Here is a 17,477-nt window from a genome sequence, read left to right as displayed (position 1 = left end):
TGTGTAAAATTACGCATAAATGAGCATTGCAGATAATATAATAGCACTAAAAAAAGAAACCGATCAGTACAATGTTACGCTGGTAGTGGTATCCAAGACCAAACCGATCGAAGATATTCAGCAAGCCTATGATGCCGGTCAGCGCGTTTTTGGCGAGAACCAGGTGCAGGAACTGGTAGAGAAATACGAAGCCTTGCCAAAGGATATTGAATGGCACCTCATCGGCCACCTGCAAACCAATAAGGTAAAATATATTGCCCCTTTCATCAGCCTGATCCAATCGGTAGATAGTATAAAACTGTTGCAGGAGATCAACAAGCACGCGCTGAAGAATGACCGGGTGATAGACTGCCTGCTGCAGATCTACATTGCCGACGAGGAAACCAAATACGGACTAAGCTTTGACGAGGCGATAGAGCTGCTACGATCTGAAGAGTATGCCGAACTAAAAAATATCCGCATCCGCGGGTTGATGGGCATTGCCACCAATACCGATAACGAAAAGCAGATAAAAGAAGAGTTTTACGAGCTGGATACCTTTTTTGATGGCCTGAGCCAAAGCATCTTCCGCAAAGAGGATACGTTTGATGAACTATCAATGGGCATGTCAAGCGATTACAAAATAGCCATGGAGCAAGGCAGCACCATGATACGCGTGGGCAGCACGGTGTTTGGGGCAAGGGTGATCAAGCACTTCAGAAACAATTGACCATGATTTAAAGGATTTAAGGATTAACATGATTACCCATGATCCTGGCAATCCTTAAATCCTTTAAATCATGGTCCAATATTAATAATCAAGGTGTCAATGACTGAAATACAATTACGAATAGCAAAAAAAGAAGATTGCCCGCGTTTGATGGAGCTGATACATGAACTGGCTGTATTTGAACGCGCGCCCGATGAAGTAACCGTTACCCTGGCCGAGTTTGAAGAAGCCGGCTTTGGCGCCAAACCGGTTTGGAAAACCTTTGTAGCCGAAGACAATGGCGTGATCATCGGTATGGCCTTGTACTACATCCGTTATTCAACATGGAAGGGGCAGCGCCTTTACCTTGAAGATCTGATCGTAACCGAAAGTTACCGTGGCAAAGGTGCCGGCAAGCTGCTGTTTAACCGTTGTGTGCAGGAAGCACACGAAATGGGCTTTAACGGGATGACCTGGCAGGTGCTTGACTGGAACGAGCCGGCTATAAAATTCTATCACCTGTATGGGGCCGGTATCGAGGTCGGTTGGTTAAACGCCTCGTTATCAAAGGAGCAACTGGCCGCGTTTAACGCCTAAAAATATAACAAAGCGGCCCGTAAACTGTATTATATGGTAAGAGGACTAAACGCTATGAAATACTTCTTCTTTTTAATGGTTGGTTTACTTACGGTAGCGGCTTCCTGCTCGTGGAATAGCGGAGGGAAAAGTGTGGCCGATATCGCGAAGGATACTTTACGATATCAATACAAAACCTTTAAACAGCGCGCTGCCGATTGTGGTACCAAACCCGACAGCGGCTGCACGGTGGTGATGTTTAAATACCCGGTCTTCCCGGCCGATATTGCCCTGAGCGATACTGTGAGGCACCGTACAGCCACCCTATTTGGCGTTTACAAAAAGGCTGATACGGGTTTCCGCCAGTTTGCCGACCGGTTTATGAAAGCCTATCAACAGGATATGGTGAACCGGAATACCAAAATGATCTATACCCTGCAGGCGCAAACAACCATTGTAAGGCAGGATTCGGCTTTGGTGGCCTTGCAGTTATCGGGATACAGTTTCCAGGGAGGGGCACATGGCAGCAGCCTGACCGTTTTTTTAAACTGGAACAGCAAAGCACATAAACAGCTAAGGCTTAACGATCTGCTGATAGATAATTACAAGCAGCCGCTGGATTCTATCGGCGAGAAGATATTCCGCAAGCAGGAAAATTTAAGCGATGCCGAGCCGCTGAAGAATAATTACTTTTTTGCTAAGGATAAATTTAGCCTGAACGACAATTTCCTTGTTACCCCTACCGGCCTGCGTTTTGTTTATAACGAGTATGAGATAAAACCATACGCGGCGGGAAAAACAGAATTATTTATACCTTACGCGCAAATTAAAACATTGCTGCGGGTAAATACCGTCATCACCCAATACCATCTGTAAAATATAGTGCGCGATATAACTTACTATTTCTGCCTTCTACCAGCCATCATCACCATATCGGCCTGCTCACATAAAAAAAAGCCGGGCAACCGCACAGATACCCTGGCTACGCTGGTATCACCGGCTACCATCAGCACCGATACGATAACCTACGCTAATGAATCTTTACGGGCGCAAGATACCCTACGCAAGGATGAGCAGGGCAATTATGATTACAGCCAGTTAAATTATCCGGCATTTAAAACCTTGCCGGCCTTAAACCGGGAGATAGAAAAAGCGATGCTTAACAGTCTTGGCGATGAAAAGCCGGCCGGCCAATCTTTCAAAGCCTATTTCGATGAATACCAAAAGAGTTTTGCCGAACCCGACAGCAGCGATACCGAAAATATTCATGCCAGTACCTTAGATCTCAACATCAGCGTTTCGCTGCAGGCCGCAAACCTGGTGGTGCTAACCTGGTCTGAAGAAACCAGCGGCGGAACACACCCAAATACCAATACCGGTTTTATTAACTGGAACCCTAAAACCGACAGGAGAATTACACTTAACGATATTTTGATAAACGATCATACTACCGGTTTAAATAAGGTGGCGGAAAGCATATTCAGGAAAGACGCTAAACTTGGTCCCCGGGCGCCATTAACTAATTACAATTTTGATAATGGCGAATTTGCGCTTAATAATAACTTTGAAATAACTGAGAAGGGGCTTAGGTTTTATTATAACAGTTACGAGATACAAGCCTACGCGTATGGCCCTACCGAACTGCTGGTCCCTTATTCATCAATTAAACATTTGCTGCGGCCTAATACCGTGGTTACTCAATTTATTAAATAAATGCTGGTCTATAAATTCGGTGGCGCATCGGTAAAGGATGCCAGGGGCGTAAAGAATCTCGCCAATATTGTTCAACATAACGCGCAGCATCTGTTGTTCATCGTGGTATCGGCCATGGGCAAAACCACCAACGCGCTGGAAAAGCTGGCCAAAGCTTACTACGAGCAGGACAGTGATATGCACGATATTTTTGAAGATATCAAGCAATATCATTACCAGATTGCGCACGATCTTTTTGGCGATGAGGATCCGGTATTCATCGACCTGAACAACACTTTTGTAGAGATAGACTGGATGCTGGAGGATGAGCCGCAGGATGATTTCGATTTTATTTACGATCAGATCGTCTCGATTGGCGAACTGGCTTCAACCCGAATCGTAAACGCCTATCTTAATCATTTTGGCATCAACAGTACCTGGCTTGATGTGCGCGGGTATATCCATACCGATAATACCTACCGCGAGGGCTTGGTAGATATGGATAAAAGCTGCGCCATTATTAAAAAGGAAATACCAGCGCTGTTGCAAAAGGGCGTTGTAGTTACACAGGGATTTTTAGGCGGCACTTCCGAGAACTTTACCACCACCCTTGGCCGCGAGGGGTCTGATTATACGGCTGCGATATTTGCATCGTGCCTGCAGGCAAAATCGGTTACCACCTGGAAGGATGTACCCGGCATTTTAAACGCCGACCCAAAGCTGTTTAGCGATACCGTTAAGTTTGATGAACTTACTTATAACGAAGCCATAGAAATGACCTATTACGGCGCCACGGTTATCCACCCCAAAACCATTAAACCCCTGCAAAACGCCGGCATCCCGCTACTGGTTAAACCTTTTAACGATGTAAACGGCGCGGGTACCATTATTAAAGAGCATGCTAATCAACATTTTCCCAAACCGGTAATAATTGTTAAGCCGGGACAAACGCTACTATCAGTATCGGCCAAGGATTACTCCTTTATATCCGAAGATCACCTGAGCGATGTTTTCCGCCTGTTTGCCAAACATCATGTGCATATCAATATCATGCAAACATCGGCCCTTAGCTTCAGCGTATGCTTTAACGTGCACGAGGAACGCTTTGAGCAGCTACTGACCGATTTGAAAAAGGATTTTAAAGTAAAATACAACAGTGGCCTTACGCTGTATACCATACGCCACTTTCAGCAAAACGCGCTACGCGATTTGATCGGCGATAAGACCGTGCTACTGGAACAGACCAGTCGTAACACAGCGCAGGTAGTGGTGAAGTGAGATTAGAGATTAGAGATTAGAGATTAGAGATTAGAGATTAGAGATTAGAGATTAGAGATTAGAGATTAGAGATTAGAGATTACGACAAAAGAGGCGCATCAGCGCCTCTTTTGTCGTATAATCCACCTTGTCATTGGGGCACGAAGCAATCGCACACCCAAAGAGCGGCCTTGCATAGTTCGGGATTGCTTTGTTCTCCGCAATTGGAAGAGTATTTTATGACAATCAAAATACCATTTGGTATATTTTAGATATTACATTTGTCCACATTTTCAAAGAAACAACAACCGGTTTGCCGGTTATATTTTTGATTATAAATATACCGATTGGTATTAAATAAAGCAATATGGACCCGATCAAACGAAGATTACTGATACTAACCGTGCTTTGCGCCGCGGTAATGGAGTTGATAGATATTTCTATCGTAAACGTTGCCCTGTCGCACATGAGCGGTAATTTGGGCGCTACTATCGAGGATACCAGTTGGGTGATCACTTCTTATGCCATCGCCAACGTAATTATCATCCCCATCACCAGCTTCCTAACTGCCAATTTGGGCAGGCGCAATTATTATATCGGGTCTATTGTGCTGTTTACCTTTTGTTCGTTCATGTGCGGCAATGCCGATAATATCTGGGTGCTGGTGTTCTTCCGCTTTTTGCAGGGCATCGGTGGCGGGGCCTTGCTGTCTGTATCACAGGCGGTAATGTTTGAGGTATTCCCTAAAGAAAAGCAAGGCATTGCCAGCGCTATATTTGGTATCGGTGTGTTTATCGGGCCAACCATTGGCCCAACTTTGGGTGGCTATATCACCGAAAACTATTCGTGGCCATGGATCTTTTACATCAACATCCCGCTGGGTATCGCCACAGCTATTTCTTGCTACTTTCTGCTTACCGAGCCACCTGTTAAACCCAAAGCAAGCGCGGTAGACTGGACCGGCATAGCACTGCTGGCTATTGGTGTGGGCACCCTGCAAACCGTGCTGGAGCGTGGCGAAACCGAGGACTGGTTTGCCACAGGATATATCGTGGTATTTACCATTATCGCTATCATTTCGCTTACCGCCTTTATATTTTGGGAATTGCGGGTGCCTAACCCGGTGGTTAACCTGCGGGTGCTGAAAAGCAAATCGTTAAGTGTGGCGGCGGTGCTCACCTTTGTTACGGGGATCGGCATGTTCACCTCCATATTCCTTGTACCGGTTATCGCGCAGCGTTTATTGGGCTTCACCCCTACCGAAAGCGGCCTGTTGCTACTGCCAGGGGCTATACTGGCGCTGTTTGCGCTAATGACAGCCGGAAAACTATTACAGGCCGGCATATCCCCCATACTGATCGTAGCCGCCGGGTTCGGCATGTTTATGCTGTTTAGCTGGAACATGAGCCAAATTAATACCGAAGTATCCGCAGGGGCTATCAGTGTTAACCTCATTTTCAGGGCCATCGGGATGGCTTGTTTAACGGTGCCGCTTACTTCACTGGCCGTATCATCCTTAGATCCTAAAGACATCCCCCAGGGTGCCGCGCTTAACAATATGATGCGGCAGTTGGGCGGCTCGTTCGGGATATCTATTGTAAACACCTATAGCGCAAGGCGTTTCGCCCTGCACCGTACCGACCTGATCACCAACATCACTGCTGCCGACCCGGCAACCGCCAGTAGGTTGAACGGCTATACCAACTACTTCCAAAGTAAGGGCATCAGTTTGATAGATGCTAAACACAAGGCCATGGGCCTGATAGATCTGTCGGTAGTAAAGCAATCGACCCTGTTAAGTTATCTCGATGCCTTTTTGCTCATCGGCCTGCTATTCGCATTGGCTTTGCCGCTGCTGCTGTTTGTGATTAAGAGATCGCCGGTGAAAAGACCGGCAGTTATTGTGTCCGATCATTAATTATTAAAATATATAAACAATTAAAAATCAATATCATGAATATTAACAACAAAACGATCCTGGTTACCGGTGGTGGCTCGGGTATAGGTTTAGAAATTGCCAAACAATTGTTAGCCAAAGGCAATAAAGTGATCATTACCGGTCGCACAGAAGAAAAACTAAAAAAGGCGACAGAAACGTTGAATGGTGTGCATTACATCGCAACTGATGTAAATAATGCTGGTGACGTGGCTAAACTGGAGAAATACCTGTCGGATAATTTCGGCGGGCTGGATATCCTGATCAACAACGCAGGCCAGGCCAGCTATTACAAATTAGACGAGGATAGCGATATTGCCGCCAAAGCAGCAGCAGAGATCCAAACCAACTACCTGGCCATCATCAATCTTAATGAAAAGTTATTGCCACTACTTAAAGCATCGAAAGAGGCCGCGATAGTTAACGTATCATCTATAGCCGCATTTGTACCCAACAGCGGCATCCCTACTTATAGTGCAAGCAAAGCAGCGCTACATTCGTACAGCCAATCGTTAAGATATGTACTGGGCAAAACAACTGCTGTTAAAGTATTTGAGTTGATGCCGCCGTTGGTTAATACCGAATTTTCCAGCGCGATAGGTGGCGCGAATGGCATCCCTCCCGCTGAAGTTGCGGACAGCCTGGTAGAAGCGTTTGAAAACGACATCTATGAGATCCATACCGGCAAAACAGCGGCCATATATGAACTATCACGCACTAAACCCGAAGACGCATTTTATGCGATGAACCAGGCGAGGGGGAATTAATTTCGTTTGTGGTTAAATTAACCACGGAGAACACAGAGAAAAAATCACAGAGGACACAGAGATAATTTTCAATATTTTAGAAAAGCCTCTGTGTTCTCTGTGAAACCTCCGTGTCCTCTGTGGTTAAATTTCTCACAACAAATACCTTTTGGTATATTTACATATCATGAGCAAAACATTATCAAAAGCCGAACGCACCCGGCAGTTTATTATCGAAACTACGGCGCCTATTTTTAATACAAAGGGCTACGAGGGTACCTCCATGTCCGACATTACCGAGGCTACCGGGCTTACCAAGGGCAGCATTTACGGTAATTTTGAAAATAAGGAGGAAGTGGCGCTGGCCGCGTTTGATCATAACCATGGCTACATTAAAAAGATAATTGTAGATAAGGTAAACCAGGCGAAAACCTATCATGATAAACTGATGGTGTACGCAACGGTTTATCATAGTTTTACCCGCAAATCGGGCTTTGTGAAGGGTGGTTGCCCGGTGCTGAACACTGCCATTGAAGCCGATGATACCAACGGCCCGCTACGTGATAAGGCGGCCGGAGCGATATTGAACTGGAAGAACAGCATCATCAACCTGGTAAAAGCCGGCATTGCAGCAGGCGAATTCAGGCATGATATTGACCAGGAGCAAACGGCCTTATCTATTATTGCCCTGATTGAAGGGGGCGTGATGATATCAAAAATAACTAACAACCCTACCAGTTTAGATACGATACTGAAAACCGTAACGGCGCTGATCGACGGGTTGAAGGTTCAATTATAAAAGTCATGCCGAAACAAGTTCGGCATGACTTTTTATTTTTTTGACTTTAGACTTTTAACTTATATCTCCACATCCTCCAGCACCTTACCGTTTTCGCACTTAATAATGCGCGATGGGAAGGTACGGATGATATGATAATCGTGTGTAGCAATTAGTACCGCGGTACCTGATTGGCTGATCTGTTTCAGCAGCATTACAATCTCTTCGGATGTATCCGGATCGAGGTTACCGGTTGGTTCATCGGCCAGGATAATTTCGGGGTCATTCAGCAGGGCGCGGGCAATTACCACACGTTGCTGTTCGCCGCCTGAAAGTTCGTGCGGCATTTTCTTCACTTTGCTGCGCAGGCCAACTTTTTCCAGCACATCCAGTATACGCTCGGTGATCAGGTTTTTATCCGTCCAGCCGGTTGCGCGCATTACAAATCTCAGGTTCTCTTCTATCGAGCGGTCGGTCAGCAATTGAAAATCCTGGAAAACAATACCCAGCTTACGGCGCAGGTAAGGCACATCTTTGGTAGCCAGGTTACGCAGATCGTAACCGCCGGCATGGCCCTCGCCGTTAGGGATGCTGATATCGCCATAAATTACCTTTAGCAAACTACTTTTGCCCGATCCTGTCTGACCGATCAGCCATACAAAATCGCCTTTATCAATATGCAAATTAACGTTCGACAACACCAGGTGCTTCTGCTGAAACACGTCTACCCCCTGTAATTTTATAATGGAATTTCCTATCATGGTAATTTATAGCTCAAGTTTTATAATACGGCCAAAGGGCAAATCCTTAACCAAACCCATAATGTATGCCTGCTTATCGCCCAGCCCCGCCTTTTCTAAATGCTTCTCGGGCCTGTCAACCCTAAAGTAGGCCAGCAGCGTAAACTGCTCGTCGCGCAGCTGCACATAGTCGGGTATTTTGGCAACGCCTTTAACTTTTATAATGTACATTCTTTAGTTCATGGTTAATGGTTCATAGTTCATAGCCGGATTTGCTTCCATGAACCATGATCTATGAACCATGATCACTTTTCAAATGTATTGTTTATTTAAAGATTTGACAAGAAATCCATCGTATCAATCCCATCAGCGTAATCCCACAGGGCCGGGTGCTGGCTTTGCCCGAAGGTTACTACCTGGTTAGGTACGTTCATCTTTATCTGACTTACGATACACTGGATATTTTCACTTTCGGCCAATAGCAGATCGTTAACTGCCTGGTCATCTTTGTAATACTCAAAAAACAATACTGCCAACGGCGATGCCATCCTCTTGTCCTCTTTTAGCAGCAGGAAGCCGTTATCCAAATGTTTATCGCCGTTCACCAGGTAAATCGACTTATTATAATCGTAATTATTATTGTATTTATGGTGATTGGCAATGGGCTGGTAACTCTCTATCGATTCGAAAAAGAAATTGAAGTTATATCCCTCCGGCACCAACAGTTTAGATACATTGCGGCATCCTAAACCGAAATGATCGAAAATATCGTTGCCTAAATTATTCAGTTGCTCCGCGGTTTCGTTACCCGTCAGTATAGCTACGCTGTTACGGTTTTTGCGGATAATGTTTGGCACCTTGCCAAAGTAATACTCAAAATACCGCGACGAATTGTTGCTGCCGGTAGCTATCACGGCGTCGAAATTAACCAAACGATCTACAAAGATAAAGCTATCGGCAAAAGCAGGTTCTATATCAACCAGCGTTTTCAGTACTTGCTTTATTAAACGGGCATCCTGGGTTGATGCTTTGATAAGCGCCTGGTTACCTGATGCCAGCACGCACAATACATCGTGCACACCTACCAGCGGGATATTACCGGCCAGTATCAGCCCTACTGTTTTACCGCCGCCACTTTCAAGATCAGGATATTTATTTAGCCAGGTGTTCAGGTCGGCCTCGTTTAAGGATTGACCGATGGCAGTAACTGCGCCGAGTGTATTCTCGGGCGTAAACCAGGCGTTATGATGAAATTCGGTATTGATGAGGGCCGACAAGGCTTCATCAGGGCTTGTTAATTGCTGCCCCAAAGCTTTGAAAGCCCGTATAATTTGATCTTTTTTTAATTTTGACATATTGATGTTGAGGTTTTAAAACCCCGTAACTCATTTTTTGTTATATTTGCGCTCTTATTTGATAAGGCAAAGATAATTTAGAATCTAAGATATTTTATAAAAATGGCGATCAAGATCACCGACGAATGTATAAACTGCGGGGCATGCGAGCCGGAATGCCCTAATAATGCCATATATGATGCCGGCGCCGCATGGCGTTTTAGCGACGGCACCACCCTTAAAGGCGTTATTGATTTTGGCGATGGCAACACCCTTAACGCTGAAGAAGCACAGGCTGCCCTGAGCGATGATATTTATTACATTGTTCCGGATAAGTGTACCGAGTGTGTTGGCTTTCACGATGAGCCACAGTGCGCCGCCGTTTGCCCGGTTGACTGCTGTGTAGACGACGAAGACGTACGCGAAACTGAAGAAGAATTGCTGGCTAAAAAAGATTGGCTGCATATTAGCTAATAATTACATATAATTGTATTTGATATTAAAAGGAATGTAATTAATTACATTCCTTTTTTTGTTATAACCAATTGATATCTCCCTGCGTATAAGGGGCATTTTTACAACTTTATGGAATATGGAATTTGTAACCTTGCGATAGTCCCCCTGCGTGCCGAACCAGCATCGCGCGCTGAAATGGTATCGCAGGTATTGTTTGGCGAAGCGTTTGAAATTATGGAATGGCAGGGCGAATGGGCCCGCATTATTACCACTATGGATGGCTACGAAGGCTGGATAAACGGGCTGCAATTTGCGCCGCTGAGCCAAACCGCCTATAAATCGTTACAAAAGAAAAAAACTCCGCTCACCTACCGCCCGATAACACAGGCATGGAACATTGCTAATAATAACAGCGTACTGTACCTGCCAGTTGGCAGTTCGCTTTCGTTTTTAGAGGGCACCATATGCCATATCCGTAATGACCGTTACGAGATCATTGGCGAAATTGGCGAAAAAGGTGATCTGTTGAACACCGCCAAATCGTTTTTAAATGTGCCTTACCTATGGGGCGGACGCACACACTTCGGTATCGACTGTTCCGGCTTCTCCCAGGCCGTATACCGCCTGCAGGGCATCACCCTTAAACGCGACGCTTATTTACAAGCCGAACAAGGCAAAGTAGTCGATTTTTTACAGGAAGCCAAATTAGGCGACCTTGCCTTTTTTGATAACGACGAGGGCCGCATTACCCACGTTGGTATTATGCTCAACAATGAGCAAATTATTCATGCCTCGGGCAAGGTGAAGATTGATAAGATTGACATGCAGGGGATTTACTCCGGCGAGTTGAAGAAGTATACGCATAAGTTGCGGATTATTAAGCGGATGGTGTAAAAACCGCTTTGCTTCCCGCTACTTGATTGCCAGCACGAAACAATCTCTACGTATGTTCGGCGGATGGATTATGTTCAGTTTGTGCTCTTATTAATGTCAGTCTGCTCATAGCCGCAGGGGCCTACTACTTTTTTCTTGAAAAAAAAGTAGCAAAAATTCAAGACATCGGTAATGCTTCCCTTGCCGCACAGGGTCTTTGCCCGCATCAGGCAAATCCGCTTCCCCTTTCCTGCGCACAGGCCAGCATCGTTTTGCCTGATCTTGCCAGAAGCAAACCGCTGTCGGGAAGAAGAAAGGTAAAGCAAATCCGAGCAGGGCTTTGCCCTGCTCGGATTTGCCAGAATCTGCGCTGTTTCGTCACCACTCCGACAGCAAAACGGCTTCCGGGCGAAAACGAGCAGAACAATGGTGGCTTGTGTGCGGAAAAGGGCATTAGCTTGGTGCCTGAAGCGGCGGGTACGAGCGTGCGAAGCGGAGGCATCAAGGTTCAGCCCTGTGGTTCTGTTTGTTTTGCAGGGCAGTGGCCTTGTGCGGCAAGGGAAGCATTTTTGCTGTCTTGATTTTTGGTTACTTTTTATCAAGAAAAAGTAACAGCCCAACCGGCGGCGATTGAGCCGGGCTAACGTTCATAAAAGCACTAACTGACCCAACATAGAGATTGCTTCGTACCTCGCAATAACTTAACGGTTAAGCCCTAAAAAACGAAAACGAAGAATGCCCATATTTCCGCTGCTCGGTAAAGGCCGGGTGATTGCTGAGGTTTTGCATGGTTTGATGCTCTACAATGAGGATACCATCGGGCGATAACAGCTTCCGTTCGAAAACGATCTTGACGATCTCGGGGATGCGGCTCAGGTCGTAGGGCGGATCGGCGAAGATGAGGTCGTAAACCTCCGTTTCCATTTGCAGGTACTTGAAAACATCGGCGTTGTAGGTTTTTATCTGCTCCAGGCCATGCTGTTTGGCCATATCTTTTAAATAATGCACACAACGGATGCTTTTATCAACCGAGATCACTTCGGCCGCATCGCGCGAGGCAAATTCGAGCGAAAGATTGCCGGTACCGCTAAACAAATCGAGCACCTTAATGCCCTCTATATCAATTTGATTTTGCAGGATGTTAAACAGGGCTTCTTTGGCCAGATCGGTAGTTGGGCGCACGGGCAGATTTTGCGGCGGGTTTAACCGCAGCCCCCTTAAACGGCCGCCTATGATACGCATCAGGCCAGCGATGCTAAGGCCATTACCTGGTGTGCAGGTACGCCCATGGGTACATCAATAGCCTTCAGGTCGTTATACTTCACCATCCTGAAAAACTCGTTCAGCTTATCAAAATCGCTGGCCGGGCAAACACCGCTTACAATAAGTGATGTATAATCGGCTTGCAGATCCAGTTGCTGGGTAACAAACAACGCATAATAAAGTATATCATTCACATCGCTTACCGAAAAGGTATTATAAAAACGCAGTTTACCACCGTTAAAGTTGGCCATGGTCACCTGTCCGCAATTTACATCTAAATAAATACCATGGTTAAGCGGCTCGCCTTTGGCAATAGCCGCCAGCCAGCCGCGATAGGCGGGCACGGTATCGCGCAGGTTAAAACGTGATGCCAGCGCGTCGGTAACGGCGTGGTCTATACGGCAGATCACCTGGTTCTCCGCATCCAACTGACTGGCAAATACCCGGTCTTCGGCCTTCACATCAAGGTAGCGGGCATAATCCAAAACGTTATCGGCATCGTATAGTTCGGTTGGTACCAGTGTAAGCGCTTCGGGTGTTAAACCTACCACTGCTTTTTTAAATGGCGCGGTCAATATCTCGCCCAGGTCTTCGTCGCCGGCTAAATCGGCCAACGCGCATTTATCCTTCCAGGCCAGCAATCGGCCATCTTCGGCAATCAGTATCGAAAATTCGGCTTTACAGGCTTTTATAAAAAGCACGCTATCATGCGCCTTAGCCACGCTAAAGCTGTCGCTTTTGTAGGTAAAAGAGTATTCGCTCATATACGGGTTATCAACAAAAGTAATATTTTTTACGCACCATTCATTTTCTAATCGCCATTTTTGCTTAGTGTCTTCAGCAAACCATATACACCAGGCTTTTCCGCATCAGCCCAACGCCCAGCAGGCCGAATTGTTCGACCTGCTGCACAAATTCCTACTATCCCAGGATGGCGACGAATGCTTCATATTGCGTGGTTATGCCGGCACGGGCAAAACAACCATTATTGGGGCATTAGTGAAAGCGCTGCGCTTTTACCAGTTTAAATATGTGCTGCTGGCCCCTACCGGCAGGGCCGCCAAGGTAATGAGCAGCTATTCGGGGCGAAAGGCGTTTACTATCCACAAGCGCATCTATCGCAAAAAATCGGCGTTAAATGTGGATGAATCCTTTATGCTGGGCGATAACATGGCATCGCAAACGTTGTTTATTGTTGATGAAGCCTCGATGATATCCGACGAGATCAGCGGCAATAACCGCGAGACCCTGCTGCACGATTTGGTCAATTACGTTTACAACACCAACAACTGCAAACTGATGCTGGTGGGCGATACGGCGCAGTTGCCACCCGTAGGATCGGAATATAGCCCGGCGTTGGATCCCAAACTAATGAAGGACCAGTTTGGCCTGACGATTTTTAAATATGAGCTGACCGAAGTTTTGCGCCAGCAAAAGGATTCGGGTATTTTACTGAATGTGACCGGCATCCGCGAGATCATCCGCAAGGGACAGGAACACCGGCCCAGCATCGTTACCAAAGGTTATAAAGATGTTTTCCGTATGACCAGCGAGCGGTTGGAAGAGGGCCTTAATTACGCTTACAACAAATACAGCGATGAAAATACGCTGGTGATATGCCGCAGCAATAAGAACGCTAATTTATATAACCGGCAGATCCGCGGCAGGATCCTCTTTCGGGAGGAAGAACTGACCGGGGGCGACCAGGTGATGATCGTGAAGAACAATTACTTTTGGCTGCAGGAGAACGAAGAAGGGAGCACCGGGTTTATTGCCAATGGCGATATTGGCCGCATACGCAAGGTGCGCCGCTTTGAAGAGATGTACGGCATGCGCTTTGCTGATGTACAACTAGAACTGACCGATTATACCGAGGATACCACCATTAACTGCAAGGTGCTGATGGATACGTTGTATTCCGAATCGCCGGCATTGCAACCCATCGACCAAAAGAAGTTTTATTTGGAGGTGATGAAAGATTACGAACACCTCACCAGCAAAAAGGCGAAGCACGACGAGTTGAAACTGAACCCTTATTACAATGCCCTGCAAATTAAATTTGCTTATGCCATTACCTGTCACAAAGCCCAGGGCGGCCAGTGGGATGCTGTTTTTGTTGACCAGGGCTACCTGACCGACGAAATGGTGAATACTGATTTTTTACGCTGGTTCTATACTGCCTGCACGCGGGCTACTAAGGAGTTGTACCTGGTGAATTTTAGCGATCAGTTTTTTGCGACGAAGTTGGAGCGGGAATAAAAACATCTTTCATTATGCGCATTTTTTAATATTTATGCGTATATTTATTTTCATGAAAGCAAGGCTCAATCTAACTATCGACGAAGCGATATTGGCAAATATAAAATCCTATGCGGAATCAAAAAAGATCAGCATATCAGCATTAGTGGAAAATCATTTTAAAAATATTTCCAAACCGGTTAAACACAAAAATATCGTTGAATACATGAATGAAATGCAGGCACCTGATATTGAGCTGCCTGTTGATCTGAAGAAAGCGTTTTACGAAGACCAGGCAAAAAAATATGGTTTTTAACATATTTCTTGATGCCAATGTTCTGCTTGATTATTTATTGATCCGCAGTAATTACCAGAATGCCAAAGCAGTATTTAATCTTGTTGTAAGTGGCAGGGTTAAAGCATTTATAACACCATCCATTGTGCATTTAGTGGGTCATTGGCTTACTAAATCGTATGGCAGTGCAAAAGCAAAAGAAATGCTTTTAATTGTATTGGCAGATGTCACCGTGATAGATATTGATCATGAAATAACCTTATTGGCATTACACTCGAAAATTGATGATATTGAGGACGCATTACAATATTACAGTGCTTTGCGTCATCAGTTAGATATAGTTATATCTGAAGATAAAGATTTTCAAAAAGAGGGAACACCATCGTTGCCTGTTGTATCAGCAAAATATTTTTTTGAAAATATTTACAAATAGGCTTTATGATTGCGAAAGTTAAACAACAGGAAAAAATATTCGATGCCATAAAAACAATGCGTCAAAAATAAGAGACGATTTTAGCCTTGAAATAAAAGACATGACCTACACAGAAGAAAGGGCATATTTAGATAAACTACTTGCTGCGGGAAAAAAGATTGAAGGCAAACCTGCTTAATTAATTTAACAGAGGGCAGATCTAAGACCTTACTCCACCGGCAAGGTAAACCAAAACGTACTGCCCTTACCCACTTCACTATCCACGCCTATCTTACCACCGTGGCGCTTCACAATTTCGGCGCTGATGTACAAGCCAAGCCCTAATCCCGAGTTTTGGAAACCGGCTACCTCACCCTGGTAATAACGATCGAACAGGTGCGGGATCTTATTGCTGGCAATGCCCGGGCCTTTATCGGTAACGGATATTTTTACAGAGCCATCCAATTTTTCAACGCCCAGGGTAACGATCAGCGAATCGGGGGCGTACTTAACGGCATTGTTTACCAGGTTAACCACCACCTGGTCTATAGCGTGCTCATCAGCATTTATCTTTACCTGGTCATCGCCTTTTACTATGATATGGTATTTGCCGGCGGCCCTGATGTGGCTGCAGCAGCTGTTCAGCAGTTCGGCAACGGTAAAGTTGGTTTTGTTGAGGCTCAGCTTCGATTCGTTGGCGCGGCTCACATTCAGCAGGTCCTCTATCAGCGAACTGATCTTTTGCATACTGCGGTTGGCCTGTTCAATCAGTTTAGGCATCATATCCGGCGATGGTGCTTCCTTCATCCGGTCCATCAGTTGCAGGGATGCCTTTAAACTGGTTATCGGGGTCTTCAACTCGTGGCTGGCGATGCTGATAAAGTCGTCCTTTTGTTGATTAAGGCGCTGCACACGTGTAATATCAAGCACTGTACCTAAAATCCGGGCCGGGGTACCATCCTTATAAACCACCTTGCCCTGTGCGCGGATCCAGTGTACCGATCCATCAGGATGAATGATCCTGGCTTCGTAAAACAGCTTGCCGTTCTTCATGGCTTCATCATAAGCCACCTGCCTGATCTGCTTGTCATCGGGGTGTATCGCGTCTATCAGCATCTGCAGGGGCACCGGCTTATCAAACCCAAATATCTCGTTATACCTGCCTGATGTTAATAAGGTTCCCTTTAACAGGTCAACATCGTAGGTCCCTATTTCTGCCGCTTCAACCGCCAGCCTTACGCGTTCTTCCACCTCTTCTATGCTTCTCCGGGCCAGTACCTTTTCAGTAACGTCAATTACCAAAACCATAATGGCATCGGCCGTGCCTTCGTAATATTTAATAGGTTCGTACACAAAATCTAAAAAAACAGCTTCGGGAACCCCGTTGCGCACCAGCACTACCTCATGCTCTTTGGCAACAAAGGCAATGCCTGTGGCGATCACTCCGCTCATAATCGGCGCGTACGCGTCGGCGGCTTCGGGGATGGCCTCCCATATCGTTTTATTTTCCAGTTCGCTACGATGACGGCCTACCAGTTCAAGGTAAGCATCGTTCACATCCTGTATATACAAGTCTTCGGCGCGGATGATGCAGATCCCTATCGGTGCCTGCTGCACCATGCTGCGGAAACGGGCGCTGCTTTGCTGCAATTCCTCGTAAAGCAGGCGTTGCTGTTCGTGTGCCTCCAGCAATTCTTCGTTAGTGGTCAGCAGTTCCTCGTTCGATGCGGAAAGTTCTTCGTTGATGGCCAATACTTCTTCGGCCATGTTTTGCTCGCGTTTCTTGCTTTCATAACGCGCCGTAACATCGGTAGCAGTATGTAATATGCACATGGTTTTGCCATCATCGCCCAAAACGGCCCGGTATTCAAAATCGAAATAGAACGTCTGTAAGGTGCCGTTAACAATCAGATCGGCGGGTGTATCGGTACCGGATATGGTAATACCTTCGTTCCAAACCTGCTTAAACATATCAATAAAAGGCTGGCCTTCCAGTTCGGGCAGGGCCGCTTCCAGCGATTTGCCGATCACGCTCCTGTCTTTTCCCCAAATAGCTATCATGGCATCATTGGCGTACTGGATCACGCTATCCGGACCAATGTGCACGGCAATACCGTATTGATATAATGATAAAACATCCAATAGCTGTTTATCGCTTAGGGGCTTAGTGGTATGGTTCATGATGTTATTACA

Annotated in this window: 20 protein-coding genes; 14 read left to right on the top strand and 6 right to left on the bottom strand. The window is 45.9% G+C overall.

Annotated features, from left to right (window positions below):
* Positions 1-19: 19 nt before the first annotated feature.
* The 8 genes from HQ865_RS08000 (at position 20) to HQ865_RS07965 (ending at position 7,694) form a co-directional block, all read left to right on the top strand.
* A complete protein-coding gene (locus tag HQ865_RS08000; RefSeq protein ID WP_173414392.1) occupies positions 20-709 on the top strand; it encodes a YggS family pyridoxal phosphate-dependent enzyme in 690 nt (229 codons plus the stop codon).
* 99 nt (positions 710-808) lie between these two features.
* Positions 809-1,285: a GNAT family N-acetyltransferase gene (locus tag HQ865_RS07995; protein ID WP_173414391.1), complete on the top strand. Its 477-nt coding sequence runs from the start codon at positions 809-811 to the stop codon at positions 1,283-1,285.
* Between the two features lie 54 nt (positions 1,286-1,339).
* Entirely contained in the window at positions 1,340-2,140 is an 801-nt protein-coding gene (locus tag HQ865_RS07990; RefSeq protein WP_173414390.1) for an RsiV family protein, read from the top strand.
* A gap of 6 nt (positions 2,141-2,146) precedes the next feature.
* Positions 2,147-2,977, top strand: coding sequence for an RsiV family protein (locus HQ865_RS07985; protein WP_173414389.1), 831 nt, complete (start codon positions 2,147-2,149; stop codon positions 2,975-2,977).
* Positions 2,978-4,234, top strand: coding sequence for an aspartate kinase (locus HQ865_RS07980; protein ID WP_173414388.1), 1,257 nt, complete (start codon positions 2,978-2,980; stop codon positions 4,232-4,234). It abuts the gene before it with no gap.
* A 346-nt stretch (positions 4,235-4,580) separates the two neighbouring features.
* Positions 4,581-6,131, top strand: coding sequence for a DHA2 family efflux MFS transporter permease subunit (locus HQ865_RS07975; RefSeq protein WP_173414387.1), 1,551 nt, complete (start codon positions 4,581-4,583; stop codon positions 6,129-6,131).
* Between the two features lie 35 nt (positions 6,132-6,166).
* On the top strand, positions 6,167-6,916 hold the full coding sequence (locus tag HQ865_RS07970; RefSeq protein WP_173414386.1) for an SDR family oxidoreductase: 750 nt from the start codon (positions 6,167-6,169) through the stop codon (positions 6,914-6,916).
* Between the two features lie 166 nt (positions 6,917-7,082).
* Entirely contained in the window at positions 7,083-7,694 is a 612-nt protein-coding gene (locus HQ865_RS07965; RefSeq protein ID WP_173414385.1) for a TetR/AcrR family transcriptional regulator, read from the top strand.
* 59 nt (positions 7,695-7,753) lie between these two features.
* Here the strand turns inward: HQ865_RS07965 and HQ865_RS07960 are convergent, their stop codons facing one another.
* From HQ865_RS07960 to HQ865_RS07950, 3 genes are all read right to left on the bottom strand, one after another.
* Positions 7,754-8,434: a cell division ATP-binding protein FtsE gene (locus HQ865_RS07960; protein WP_173414384.1), complete on the bottom strand. Its 681-nt coding sequence runs from the start codon at positions 8,432-8,434 to the stop codon at positions 7,754-7,756.
* Between the two features lie 6 nt (positions 8,435-8,440).
* Positions 8,441-8,644, bottom strand: a complete 204-nt coding sequence (locus tag HQ865_RS07955; protein WP_173414383.1) for a fructose-6-phosphate aldolase — start codon at positions 8,642-8,644, stop codon at positions 8,441-8,443.
* Positions 8,645-8,742: 98 nt separating this feature from the next.
* Positions 8,743-9,768, bottom strand: coding sequence for an acyl-CoA reductase (locus tag HQ865_RS07950; RefSeq protein WP_173414382.1), 1,026 nt, complete (start codon positions 9,766-9,768; stop codon positions 8,743-8,745).
* 102 nt (positions 9,769-9,870) lie between these two features.
* Here HQ865_RS07950 and HQ865_RS07945 point away from each other — a divergent pair, with 102 nt between their 5' ends.
* The 3 genes from HQ865_RS07945 to HQ865_RS07935 all read left to right on the top strand — a co-directional run bounded on the left by HQ865_RS07945 (position 9,871) and on the right by HQ865_RS07935 (position 11,657).
* The gene (locus HQ865_RS07945; protein WP_173414381.1) at positions 9,871-10,221 is read left to right on the top strand and encodes a 4Fe-4S dicluster domain-containing protein; all 351 of its coding nucleotides are present in this window, start codon (positions 9,871-9,873) and stop codon (positions 10,219-10,221) included.
* A 111-nt stretch (positions 10,222-10,332) separates the two neighbouring features.
* Positions 10,333-11,097 (top strand): C40 family peptidase, encoded by a 765-nt coding sequence (locus HQ865_RS07940; protein WP_173414380.1) that lies wholly within the window; start codon positions 10,333-10,335, stop codon positions 11,095-11,097.
* A gap of 26 nt (positions 11,098-11,123) precedes the next feature.
* Positions 11,124-11,657 carry a hypothetical protein gene (locus HQ865_RS07935; RefSeq protein ID WP_173414379.1) on the top strand — a complete coding sequence of 178 codons (534 nt, stop codon included), beginning with the start codon at positions 11,124-11,126 and terminating at the stop codon, positions 11,655-11,657.
* Positions 11,658-11,784: 127 nt separating this feature from the next.
* On the opposite strand, the gene rsmD is transcribed toward HQ865_RS07935, so the two are convergent.
* Together rsmD and HQ865_RS07925 are read right to left on the bottom strand one after the other, a co-directional pair.
* Complete coding sequence (gene rsmD, locus HQ865_RS07930) at positions 11,785-12,318, bottom strand: 16S rRNA (guanine(966)-N(2))-methyltransferase RsmD (RefSeq protein ID WP_173414378.1); 534 nt, start codon at positions 12,316-12,318, stop codon at positions 11,785-11,787.
* The gene (locus tag HQ865_RS07925) at positions 12,318-13,103 is read right to left on the bottom strand and encodes a DUF3822 family protein (RefSeq protein WP_173414377.1); all 786 of its coding nucleotides are present in this window, start codon (positions 13,101-13,103) and stop codon (positions 12,318-12,320) included. Before HQ865_RS07925 ends, rsmD begins: the two co-directional genes overlap by 1 nt.
* A gap of 67 nt (positions 13,104-13,170) precedes the next feature.
* Here HQ865_RS07925 and HQ865_RS07920 point away from each other — a divergent pair, with 67 nt between their 5' ends.
* Genes HQ865_RS07920 through HQ865_RS07910 form a run of 3 tightly spaced genes read left to right on the top strand, consistent with a single transcriptional unit; the run spans position 13,171 to position 15,305 of the window.
* The gene (locus HQ865_RS07920; protein ID WP_173414376.1) at positions 13,171-14,598 is read left to right on the top strand and encodes an ATP-dependent DNA helicase; all 1,428 of its coding nucleotides are present in this window, start codon (positions 13,171-13,173) and stop codon (positions 14,596-14,598) included.
* A 34-nt stretch (positions 14,599-14,632) separates the two neighbouring features.
* Positions 14,633-14,893 (top strand): DUF6364 family protein, encoded by a 261-nt coding sequence (locus HQ865_RS07915; protein WP_173414375.1) that lies wholly within the window; start codon positions 14,633-14,635, stop codon positions 14,891-14,893.
* Entirely contained in the window at positions 14,883-15,305 is a 423-nt protein-coding gene (locus HQ865_RS07910; protein WP_173414374.1) for a type II toxin-antitoxin system VapC family toxin, read from the top strand. The genes HQ865_RS07915 and HQ865_RS07910 overlap by 11 nt, the downstream gene beginning before the upstream one ends.
* 207 nt (positions 15,306-15,512) lie before the next feature.
* On the opposite strand, the gene HQ865_RS07905 is transcribed toward HQ865_RS07910, so the two are convergent.
* Positions 15,513-17,465: a PAS domain-containing sensor histidine kinase gene (locus HQ865_RS07905; RefSeq protein WP_173414373.1), complete on the bottom strand. Its 1,953-nt coding sequence runs from the start codon at positions 17,463-17,465 to the stop codon at positions 15,513-15,515.
* Positions 17,466-17,477 lie beyond the last annotated feature (12 nt).

This window comes from Mucilaginibacter mali, assembly GCF_013283875.1.
In the GTDB taxonomy this organism is placed as follows: Bacteria; Bacteroidota; Bacteroidia; order Sphingobacteriales; family Sphingobacteriaceae; genus Mucilaginibacter; species Mucilaginibacter mali.
The sequence above is the reverse complement of the archived record's forward strand: the minus strand, read 5'-3'. Positions and strand labels throughout refer to the sequence as shown.